The following is an 11034-nucleotide window of genomic DNA, read 5'->3' on the forward strand; positions in this document are numbered from 1 at the left end:
GTTCGTGGCCGCCCGGCTGTTGCTGGACCGGCTGCGCCGCGAGGTGCTGACCCGGGGCGCCGGGCGCCCCGGCGCGGCCCCCCCCCCCGGCCGGGTCGCGGGTGTCAACGGCCGCGGGCGACGATGTCGCCGTGGCTCGTGGTGGCGTGGATGCTCAGGTCGGCGGTGCCGGTGTTGCGGAGCGTGTTCCGGATCCGGCCGTGACCGGTGCCCGCGTCGAGGGAGGCGGACACGCCGGCCGCGGCGTCGACCGACACGTCGCCGGCCAGGGTGCGCAGCACCACCGTGCCGCTCACGGCCTCGGCGATCCGGATGTCGCCCTTGCCGGTGCTGATCTCCGCGGAGCCGGTGAGGCGGCCGACGGCGACGTCACCGCTCCGGGTGGTGAGGCGGACGCTCCCGGCCTCCTCGACCTCGACCGACGCGTGCGCGCCCTCGACCGCGACGTCGCCGAGCCGCCCGACGCCCCGGAAGTCCACGCCGGCCGCCCTCACCTCGACGTGGGAGCCCGCGGGCAGCCGGACCTCCACCTCCACGAACCCGGAGGGGCCGAGGACCTGGGTCTTCGCCGGAGCCGTGATCCGCAGGACGCCGTCGCCGTACTCGACCGCGGTCCGCGCCGCGGCCTGCACGTCACGACCCTTGGCGGCGTCCGCGGGCCGCACCTGGACCGCCGTGTCGGCCCGGTCGTCGGCGATGAGGCGGACGTGCCCGGCGGGGACGTCCAGGACGGTGGAGATGGGGGCGGGGGTGTCGAACGTGCGCATCGTGCTCTCCCGTGGTCGTCGGTCCGTGGCTGACGGGATCAACGATCACGGGCGGCCCTGACACCGACCGGCCACGGCGCTGACACGGCCTCTGACACGGCGCAGGGGGACGCGTGACCTCGGTGGTGTGGAGCGACGCGGGTGCTCGTGGTGGTCTCGGCGGCGGACCGGATCCCGCTGCGCAACGGGCGCAGCGCGCCGACCGGCTTCACCCGGCTGCTCGACCGCGGCCCGCGTCCCGGTGGTCGCGGCGCACGAGTCGATCGCGCGACGAACGGGACCAGGACCCGGTCAGCGGCCCCAGAGGAGGTCGTTGCACTCGCGCTGCAGCGCGATGTCCGCCCACATCGGGTGGTGCGGCGCGGCGTTGGAGCACACGACCGAGCCCCACGCGCCGACGCGTGCCGCCTCGGTGGCCGCCAGCCGGCAGAAGGACGCGCCCACCGAGCCCTCCTCGAAGCCGGCGTGCAGCGGCGTGTAGCCGACCCAGCCCTCGCCGAACACCAGCGGCACGCCCGTTTCGGCGGCCCAGTCGGCCGCGGCGGCGATCCAGGTGGTGAGCCGCTGCCGCATGGCGATCCGGTGGGTGGCGTAGCGGTCGTAGAGCCAGGCGTCCCACTTGTCCGGGTCGCACCAGTCGTGCACGTACACCTCCCGCGCGCCGACCACGGTCGCGGCCGGCCGCCATCGCCGGTCCGGCGGCGGCGACCAGTCGGCCAGGTCGGGCGCGTCCGGGCGCAGCAGCTCGCGGCGCGCGCGTTCCTGCGGGAACGGCCGCCCCGGGTCGCGCAGCGCGAACACGTCGAGCAGTTCGTCCAGCACGCCGTGCACGTAGGGGTGGAACACCACCACGTCCGCGGTGCGCGGCACGCCGCGCATCGAGCCGACCGGCACCGTCGCGTAGTCCACCGCGACCATCCGGTCGGGGTGGCGTCGCCTGAACCGCGCCAGGCCGCGTTCCAGCCGTGGCCGCAGCGCCACCACCGGGTCACCGGCCAGCCCTTCCGCGAGCCCGCCCACCTGCACCTCGTTGTGCAGCTCGGTGAACACCACCCGGTCGTCCAGCCCGTGCTCCACCAGCAGGTCCACCAGGTCGGCCAACGCGTCGGCCAGCGCCGTCGCGCGCTCCTCCGGGTCGATCGACCGCACGGCCTCGTGCCAGGCCGGGTCGAGGGCGAACGACGGGCTCTGCTGGTACTCCCAGCTGGACAGGATGACGAAGCAGTCGTGCCGCCGCGCGGCCCGGAACAGCTCCAGCAGCCGTTCCCGGACGTCCACCGTGGTCTCGGCGCGCACGTCGTACCACCGGACCCGCTCGCCGTACCCGCCGCCCAACGGGCCGAACCGCACGGCGGAGGTGTCCACACCGGACCGGAACAGCAGCAGCGGCATCGCGCAGATCCGCACGGTGTTGTAGCCGCGGTGCACCGCCTCGGCGAAGCGGAGGTCCAGGTCCTCGAACGGCTCACCGGACCCGGAACGGGTGTACCAGCTGAAGTCCCACAACGTGATCGTCAACCGCGCCGGCTTCATGCCCCCACCCCCCACAGTGCCGCCCAACCCGCCGCGCAGGGGAGACGGCCGCGCGCTCACCACAGCTCCACCCGGGTGCGGCGGACCAGGCGGGCCGAGTCGAGGGAGGCGGTGCCCGGGGCGGCCTCGTACCGCCGGCGCACCGCCGGGTCGACGTACACCGCGCTGCCCGCCGGGCGCGGCAGCACCCGGATCTCGACGCCGTCGGCCGCGACCTCGTCGGCGAACCGGCGCAGGCCGATCTCCCACTCCGGGCCGTGCCAGAAGTGGTCGGCCACGAGCCGGCCGCCGACGTGGGCGCGGGCCACGTCACCGGTGTAGCCGAGCACGAGCAGCACCTCGTCGTCACCGCGAAGGGCCTCGGCGGGCACCTCGACGTGGAAGACCGCGGCGTGCTCGAAGTCCTCGTCCAGGGGCGCGGACGCCCGCCGCCTCGGACCGCCCGTCCGGGCGGGTGGGGCCTTCGCTCCTACGCGCTCCGCGCGCACCACCGGTTCGTGCCGGGTGCCGTCCGCGGTGAGGCGGACCCGGCGGAACTCGCCGTGCGGTTCGCCGGTGACCCGGTCGGGCGCGGGCAGGAACGACACGTCGAGGTGGTTCCGCGTCGTCTCCACCCACGCCGAGTCACCGTCGACCACCACCGGCTCGTCGCACAACACCACCGTGTCCACGCCGGCCACGGTCAGCCGCTGCAACCGCGACCCGCTCGCCTCGTCCAGCACGAGCAGCCGTGCCGTCGCGCCGTCCGGCGCGGTGGCCGTGACCACGGCGTCGGGTCCGGGAGCCGCGACGGTGACGACGCCCTGGTCGTCGATCCGCGCGCCGTCCACCCGCGTGCCGACCGGGAACGCGAACCGCGGGGTGATGCCGGCGGTGGCGACGAACACGGCTGTGGGCACGCCGTCCCACGCCGGCCGCGCGACCGGCGTCGCGCAGGCCCACGCCAGCTCCACGGAGCCGACGCGGTAACCGATCGGCCAGGCGAAGTGGGCCCCGGAAGGCACGGTCACGCCCTCGTCGGGCAGCCGCACGGTCCGGTCGCCGAGCACGACCTCGAAGCGCACGTCGTGGTGGTCGGGCAACGGCTCGTGCGGCTGGTGGTTGTTTACGAACAGGAACGCGCCGGCCCCGCCCCACCGCACCGACCAGCGCGGCACCGCCCGGTCGTCCAGGCCCGGCGGGCGCACGTCGGGGAAGTGCGCCCCGGCCCGCGCCAGCTCCGCGCCGTTGTCGCGCAGGAACAGGTGCTGGAGCCGCAGCGCGGCGAACGAGGGCCGCACCTGCCCGTACGCGCCCAGCGGGGCCTGGAAGTCGTAGTCGACCACCGGCAGGTCGTTGGGGTAGCCGGTGGCGTGCGACTCCTGGTTCGGCGTCGCCAGGTCGAGGCGCTGCGAGCAGCCGTGGTAGAGGTAGTAGCCCTGCCACACCGACCCGCTCGCGAGCTTGGTCAGCGCCAGGGCCGACACGTCCGCCGCCGGGACGAGCGGGCGGCGGTGGTAGGCGATGGCCATCCCGCCGCCCAGCTCGCACGTCGCGTAGGGGTGGCGCGTGTCGTCGGGACCGCCGGCCGCCGGCGCGGTGGCGCGCAGGTCGGCGCCGATCGCGTGGTCGTCGCGGATCGGGGTGGGGAAGTAGTGGCGGCGCGCCTCGCGGGCCCACCCGTCGGAGGCGTCCTCCCAGAACGCCTCGGGGTAGCCGCCGTAGACCGGGAGCACCACGTCCGGCGGCAGCCGGGTCGCGCCCCACCCCGTCGCCGTCCACAGTGGAGCGTCGATGCCGACCTCCCGCGCCAGGGCGCGCAGCGTGGCCAGGTGGTCGGGCCGGTCGTACAGCTCGTTCTCCACCTGCACCGCGACGACCGGGCCGCCGTCGGCCCACCACGAGCCGGCGAGCCGTTCGGCGATCGCGCCGTAGTAGGACCGCACCGGCGCCAGGTAGGCCGGGTCGTCGGTGCGCGGCACGCAGTCCACGTCGGACAGCCAGTCGGGGAACCCGCCGTTGCGGCACTCGCCGTGCGACCACGGGCCGATCCGCAGCGAGACGGCCAGGCCCAGCTCGCCGCACAGCGCGACGAAGCGCCGCACGTCCCGGTCGCCGTCGAACCGCCACCGGCCGCGGACCTCCTCGTGGTGGTTCCAGAACAGGTAGGTGGCGACGAGGTCGATCCCGCCCGCCCTCATCAGCAGCAGTTCCCGCCGCCACAGCGCGTCGGGGAAGCGGCTGAAGTGGAACTCGCCCATCACGGGCAACCACGGCCGCCCGTCGCGGCTGAGCGCGCGGCCGTCCACGCCGACCGGCCGCGGGTCGTCGAGGGCGGTGCCCATCGGCAGGTGGCCGGTCGGCGGCGGGACGGGGTCGTGAGCGTGCAGCGAGAGCATGGGCGCTCCTGGACTCCGGCGGTCGGCGGCGGGTTCATCGTGGGCACGCCCCACACCGGTGTCAAGGATTATTCATAAATAATGACTACTTGCTACGCTGGTGGCCGACCACCGCCGGGAGGGAGCACCATGGCGCGCTACACCGGTCGCGGCGTGCACTACCAGGTCGTGCACGACCTCGGCTCGCGCATCGTGGGCGGGCGGTACGCGCCCGGCGACGTGCTGGACCTGCGGGAGCTGGGCGAGGAGCTGGACGTCAGCCTGACCGTGCTGCGCGAGGCGTTGAAGGTGCTGACCGGCAAGGGCCTGGTGGACGCCCGGCAGAAGCGCGGCACCTTCGTCCGGCCGCGGTCGGCGTGGGACCTGCTCGACGCCGACGTGATCGACTGGCGCATCGACGGCGGCGACGCCGCGCGCGTGCTGCGCGACCTGGCGGACCTGCGGTCGGTGATCGAGCCCGCGGTCGCGCACCGGGCCGCCGGGCGTCGCACCGAGGCGGACCTGGCGGCGCTGGACGCGGCGCTGCGCGCGATGGCCGAGGCGGGCGGGGACGCGGTCGCGGCGGCGGAGGCCGACGTCGCGTTCCACCGGGCACTGCTCGCCGCCACGGGCAACGAGCTGTTCGCGCGGATGGACCTGCTGCTCGAACCCGGCCTGCGCGCCCGCGACCGCCTGGTCCACGCCCACACCGGCGTGGACGACCCGGTGCCGAGCCACCGCGCGGTCCTGGACGCCGTGCGCGCCGGCGACGCCGCCCGCGCCGAACTGGCCATGCTGGACCTGCTGGCCAAGGCGCTGGCGGACCTCGACACCGTGGCCGCTCCGGCGGAGCGCCGGTGACCGGGCGGGTGGGGCGTGTGGTCGTGCCGACTGGTGGAGCGCCGGTGACCGGGCGGGTGGGGCGTGTGGTCGTGCCGACTGGTGGAGCGCCGGTGACCGGGCGGGTGGGGCGTGTGGTCGTGCCGACCGGCGGAGCGCCGGTGACCGGGCCGCCCGCGGGGCGTGCCGGGGTGACCGGCGGGCGTTGCGAGGGGGCGGCGCGGGGGACCGGCGTGGTGATCGGGCGGCCGGTGGGGCGGGTTGCGGTGGCGGGCGTGGTGATCGCGTGGGCGGGGCAGCGGTGACCGGGCCGCTCGCCGGACGCGTCGCCGTGGTCACCGGCGCGGCGCGGGGGATCGGGGCGGCGACCGCGCGCCGGCTGGCCCGCGACGGCGCGGCCGTGGCCCTGTTGGACGTCTCCCCCGAGGTGGACGCGACGGCGGCGGACGTCGTGGCGGGCGGAGGGCGGGCCGTCGCGGTGCGCTGCGACGTCAGCTCCGAGGACGACTGGGCGCGGGCCGTGCGCGCGTGCCGCGCCGAGCTGGGACCGGTCGACGTGCTGGTCGGCAACGCCTACGTGGTCGACGTGCGGCCCGCGCACGAGACCAGCACGCGGTCCTGGGACCGGCAGGTCGCGGTCAACCTCACCGGCGCGTTCCTCGGCGTCCGCGAGTGCCTGCCGGACCTGCGGCGGGACCGGCGGGGCGCGGTGGTGCTGACCTCCTCCGTGCACGCCCTCATGGGCCTGCCCGGCCGTGCCGCCTACGCCGCCACCAAGGCCGGGCTCACCGGCCTGACCCGCCAGCTGGCCGCCGAGTACGGCACCGAGCTGCGCGTCAACGCCGTGCTGCCCGGACCGGTGCTCACCGCCGCCTGGGACGACATCGGCGAGGACGACCGCCGCGCCAGCGCCGAGCAGACCGTCGTGCGCCGCCTGGGCCGCCCGGAGGAGGTGGCCGCCGTCATCGCCTTCCTGGTCGGCGACGACGCCTCCTTCGTGACCGGCGCGTGCGTGCCCGTGGACGGCGGTTGGAGCGTCTACAAGACCTCGTCCTGACCGGCACCCGACCCGAACGGAGCGCGCGTGAAGATCACCGAGGTCGAGACCTTCCTCGTCCCGCCCCGCTGGCTGTTCTGCCGCGTCGGCACGGACGAGGGCATCACCGGGTGGGGCGAACCCGTCGTGGAGGGGCGCGCCGACACCGTGCGCGCCGCCGTGGCGGAGCTGTCCGACCTGCTCGTCGGCGCGGACCCCGGCCGCATCGAGGACCTGTGGCAGCTCACCACCAAGGCCGCCTTCTACCGCGGCGGTCCCGTGCTCTCCAGCGCCGCCGCCGGCATCGACCAGGCGCTGTGGGACATCCTGGGCAAGTCCCTGGGCGTGCCCGTGCACCGGCTGCTCGGGGGAGCGGTGCGCGACCGGGTCCGCGTCTACGGCTGGATCGGCGGCGACGAGCCGGCGGAGGTGGCCGACGCCGCCGCCGCGCAGGTCGCGGCCGGGCTGACCGCCGTGAAGGTCAACGCCGGCGGCCGGATGGCGCCCGTCCCCACCCGCGCCGGGACCGCCGCCGTCGTCGCGCGGCTGGCCGCCGTGCGCGAGGCCGTCGGCGACGACCGCGATGTCGCCGTGGACTTCCACGGCCGGTTCACCACCGCCGCGGCCCTTCGCGTGCTGCCCGAGATCGCGCCCCTGCACCCGCTGTTCGTGGAGGAACCCGTGCTGCCCGAGCACCACGACCGGCTCGCCGACGTCGTGCGGGCCGGGCCGGTGCCCATCGCGTGCGGCGAGCGCCTGTACTCGCGGGCCGACTTCCTGCCCGCCCTGCGCGCCGGGGTCGCCGTCGTCCAGCCGGACCTGTCCCACGCGGGCGGCATCTCCGAGGTCCGCCGCATCGCCTCCCTGGCCGAGGCGCACGACGCGCTGCTCGCGCCGCACTGCCCGCTGGGCCCCATCGCGCTCGCCGCGAGCCTCCAGGTCGCCTTCGCCACGCCGAACTTCCTGATCCAGGAGCAGAGCATCGGCATCCACTACAACCAGGGCGCGGAACTGCTCGACTACGTGCTCGACCGCGACCCGTTCACCTTCCACGACGGGGCGATCCGCCGCTGGGACGCGCCGGGGTTGGGCATCCGGGTGGACGAGGACGCGGTCCGCCGCGCGGACGCGGTCGGGCACCGCTGGCGGCCGCCGGTGTGGCGGCACGACGACGGGTCCTTCGCGGAGTGGTGACGAGGAACGGGGACGACGACGTGCGACTGATCGAGGCGCTGCGCGCGCACCGGCTGCTGGCCATCATCCGCGGCGACGACCCGGCGGCGTGCGAACGCGCCGCCGCGGTGCTCGTGGACCACGGCATCGCGTTGCTGGAGGTGTCCCTCACCTCCGCCGACGCGCTGCGCGTCATCGAACGCGTGGCCGCGGGCGTCGGCCCCGGCGTGCACGTCGGCGCGGGCACGGTCCTCACCGCCGACGACGCCCGGTCGGCGCGGGACGCGGGCGCGACCTTCGCCGTGACCCCGGCCCTGGGCGAGGGCGTGCACGCCTCGGTCGAGCTGGGCCTGCCGGTCCTGGCGGGCGCGCTCACGCCCTCGGAGGTCCTCGCCGCGCACCGCGCGGGGGCCGCGGCCGTCAAGGTGTTCCCGGCGTCCTCGCTCGGGCCCGGTCACGTCGCCGCGCTGCGCGCGCCGTTCCCGGACGTCCCGCTGGTGCCGGTGGGCGGCATCGGCGTCGGGGACGTGCGGCGGTACCTGGACGCGGGCGCGGTGGCGGTCGGCGTCGGCGCGCCCCTCACCGGCGGCGACCCGGCCGGGCTGGCGGAGCGCGCCCGGTCGTTCCTGCGGGAGGCGGGTCGCCCGTGATGGACGCGATCGTGCTCGGCGAGACCATGATGTCGCTGCGCAGCACCGGGCCCTGGCGCCTGGGCGGGTCCGCCACGACCTCGGTCGCCGGCGCGGAGAGCACGGTGGCCATCGGCCTGGTCCGGCTGGGCCACGCCGCCCGGTGGGTCGGCCGCGTCGGCGCGGACGAACCCGGCGAACTCGTCGTGCGCACGCTGCGCGCCGAAGGCGTGGACACCTCGGCGGTCGTCCGCGACCCCACCGCGCCCACCGGGTTGATCCTGTTCGAACGGCGCACCCCGGACGTCACCCGCGTCCTCTACCACCGCGCCGGCTCGGCGGGGTCGCGCCTGAGCGCGGCCGACGCCGTGGCCGGTCTCGCGGGCGGGACCCGGCTGCTGCACGTCACCGGCATCACGCCCGCCCTGGGCGCGGGCCCGCTGGCCGCCGTGCGCGCCGCCGTCGACGCGGTCCGTGCCGCGGGCGGCCTGGTGTCGCTGGACGTCAACCACCGGAGCCTGCTGTGGTCGGCCGACGAGGCGTCCCGCGTGCTGCGGCCGCTCGCCCTGCGGGCGTCGGTCGTGATCGGGTCGCCGGACGAGATCGCGCTGGTGGGCGGCGACGACCTGACCGGCGAGGTGGTCACCAAGCTGGGCCGCGACGGTGCGCGGGTCCGCACCCGCGACGGCACGTGGAGCGCGCCCGCCCACCGGGTGGACGCGGTCGACCCGGTGGGCGCGGGCGACGCGTTCACCGCGGGCTACCTGTCCGGCCTGCTCGACCGGCTGCCGCCGGCGGAACGGCTGGCCAGGGGCACCACGACGGCCGCGTTCGCGGTGCAGGCGGTCGGCGACTGGGAAGGGCTGCCGACCCAGGCCGAACTGCCGCTGCTGGGCCTGCCGCCCGGCACGACGCTGCGCTGAACCGCTCGGACCAGTCGAGACGGTCCGGGGTGGAGGAACTTCACGTTGCGCAAACTCTTGGCTACAGTCGGCCTGGGAACGCTCCCAGAACCCCTGTCGTCCCCCGGTCGGACCTCCCGGCCGGCCATCAGCGCAGATGGCGGTGCCCATGTCCTCGAGCAGGTCGAGAAAAGTCCACAGCGGACTCGTCGTGGCCGTGGTCGCCGCCGCGGCCGCGGCCGGCCTCACGTCCCTGCCCGCGCAGGCCGCCGCCGGCTGCCGGGTCACCTACCAGGTCGGCAGCCAGTGGCAAGGCGGCTTCACCGCGAACGTCAACGTCACCAACCTCGGCGACCCGGTCACGAGCTGGAAGCTGACGTGGTCGTTCGCCGCCGGCCAGCAGGTCACCCAGGCGTGGGGCGGCACCGCCACCCAGTCCGGCGCGCAGGTCGCGGTGGCCAACGCGAGCTGGAACGGGGCGCTGGCCACCGGCGCGTCCACCGCGTTCGGCTTCAACGGCTCGTGGAACAACTCGACCAACCCCGTGCCCACGGACTTCGCGCTCAACGGCACCCTCTGCACGGGCACGACCACCACCACGACAACGACCACCACCACGACCACCACGACGACGACCTCGCAGCCGCCGGTCGACGGCGTGTTGGCCCGCGTGCACACGGTCGGCCGGGTCAAGACCACCTCGGGCGCGGTGCAGTACACCTGGCCGGGCATCTACTTCGAGGGCCGCTTCCGCGGCACCGGCGTCGGGATCGTGCTCAACGACCCCAACAACGACTACGACGTCCAGGTCGACGGCAGGACGGTGGCGACCCTGGTGACGCCGGGCCGCACCACCCACTGGGTCAACAACCTCGCCAACGCCGAGCACACCGTCCGGCTGGTCAAGCGCACCGAGAGCCCCTGGGGCGCGGGCGAGTTCGGCGGCTTCACCGCGGCCCCCGGCGGCGAGGTCCTGGCCAAGCCCGCCGCCCGCACCCGGCAGATCGAGTTCATCGGCGACTCCCTGACCGCGGGCTACGGCAACATGTCCACCACGCGCGACTGCTCGGCCAACGGCGGCGTCAACCGCAACTCCAACGCCGACCTCGGTTTCGCCGCCCAGGCGGCCCGCGCGTTGAACGCCGACTACCAGGTCACCGCCCAGTCCGGCCGGGGCATGGTCCGCAACTACAACGGCGGCGACCCGGGCACCGACTTCCGCACCACCTACGACCGGGCGTTGCAGCACGTCGCGGGCGACGTGTGGCAGAACCCCGGCACCTGGAAGCCGCAGCTCGTCGTGGTCAACCTGGGCACCAACGACTTCTCCACGCCCATCAACGCGGGCGAGCCGTGGACGCCCGCCGGCCTGGTCAGCGCCTACAAGACCGCCTACCAGGGCTTCCTGGACAAGCTGCGCGCCCGGTACGGCAGCGGGACGACGATCGTGGTCAGCGCCAGCGCCTACTCCGGCAACACGGCGTTCCCCCAGGCCGCCCAGCAGGTCGTGCAGGAGCGCAACCAGCGCGGCGACGCCAACGTCCGCTACTGGTACTACGACGACCCGACGCTGGACCTGCTCGGCTGCGACTGGCACTACTCGCTGCGCGACGACGGGATCATCGCGGGCCTGCTCACCAGCTACGTGAACGGGCTCCGGCTGAACTGGTGACGACACCGCCCGGCGGCGTGACCCCGGCGTTTCGGCCCCCGGGGCGGGGCGCCCGGCGGGGGGGGGGCGAGAAAAGGACCCCCCCCGCCGCGGGGGAGGTGTAGCGACGCGATAAGCCGGTGGAT

The 11034-nt window shown here is 75.6% G+C and carries 9 protein-coding genes; 6 read left to right on the forward strand and 3 right to left on the reverse strand.

Annotation, left to right across the window (positions count from 1 at the left end; translation table 11 throughout):
* Positions 1–104 precede the first annotated feature (104 nt).
* From ACFXGA_RS32815 to ACFXGA_RS32825, 3 genes are all read right to left on the reverse strand, one after another.
* Positions 105–767 carry a DUF4097 family beta strand repeat-containing protein gene (locus ACFXGA_RS32815; protein WP_378094718.1) on the reverse strand — a complete coding sequence of 221 codons (663 nt, stop codon included), beginning with the start codon at positions 765–767 and terminating at the stop codon, positions 105–107.
* A gap of 291 nt (positions 768–1058) precedes the next feature.
* Positions 1059–2300, reverse strand: a complete 1242-nt coding sequence (locus ACFXGA_RS32820) for a cellulase-like family protein (RefSeq protein ID WP_378094721.1) — start codon at positions 2298–2300, stop codon at positions 1059–1061.
* Positions 2301–2356: 56 nt separating this feature from the next.
* Positions 2357–4678 carry a beta-galactosidase gene (locus tag ACFXGA_RS32825; protein ID WP_378094723.1) on the reverse strand — a complete coding sequence of 774 codons (2322 nt, stop codon included), beginning with the start codon at positions 4676–4678 and terminating at the stop codon, positions 2357–2359.
* 129 nt (positions 4679–4807) lie between these two features.
* Here ACFXGA_RS32825 and ACFXGA_RS32830 point away from each other — a divergent pair, with 129 nt between their 5' ends.
* From ACFXGA_RS32830 to ACFXGA_RS32855, 6 genes are all read left to right on the forward strand, one after another.
* A complete protein-coding gene (locus ACFXGA_RS32830) occupies positions 4808–5518 on the forward strand; it encodes a FadR/GntR family transcriptional regulator (RefSeq protein ID WP_378094725.1) in 711 nt (236 codons plus the stop codon).
* A 265-nt stretch (positions 5519–5783) separates the two neighbouring features.
* Positions 5784–6554, forward strand: a complete 771-nt coding sequence (locus tag ACFXGA_RS32835) for an SDR family NAD(P)-dependent oxidoreductase (protein ID WP_378094727.1) — start codon at positions 5784–5786, stop codon at positions 6552–6554.
* A gap of 27 nt (positions 6555–6581) precedes the next feature.
* Positions 6582–7727, forward strand: coding sequence for a galactonate dehydratase (dgoD, locus tag ACFXGA_RS32840; RefSeq protein ID WP_378094729.1), 1146 nt, complete (start codon positions 6582–6584; stop codon positions 7725–7727).
* 20 nt (positions 7728–7747) lie between these two features.
* Positions 7748–8356, forward strand: a complete 609-nt coding sequence (locus ACFXGA_RS32845) for a bifunctional 4-hydroxy-2-oxoglutarate aldolase/2-dehydro-3-deoxy-phosphogluconate aldolase (protein ID WP_378094731.1) — start codon at positions 7748–7750, stop codon at positions 8354–8356.
* On the forward strand, positions 8356–9258 hold the full coding sequence (locus tag ACFXGA_RS32850) for a sugar kinase (RefSeq protein ID WP_378094733.1): 903 nt from the start codon (positions 8356–8358) through the stop codon (positions 9256–9258). Before ACFXGA_RS32845 ends, ACFXGA_RS32850 begins: the two co-directional genes overlap by 1 nt.
* A 148-nt stretch (positions 9259–9406) precedes the next feature.
* On the forward strand, positions 9407–10909 hold the full coding sequence (locus ACFXGA_RS32855; RefSeq protein WP_378094735.1) for a cellulose binding domain-containing protein: 1503 nt from the start codon (positions 9407–9409) through the stop codon (positions 10907–10909).
* Positions 10910–11034: the final 125 nt, after the last annotated feature.

It is taken from the genome of Actinosynnema sp. NPDC059335, from assembly GCF_042752395.1.
Lineage (GTDB): Bacteria > Actinomycetota > Actinomycetes > Mycobacteriales > Pseudonocardiaceae > Actinosynnema.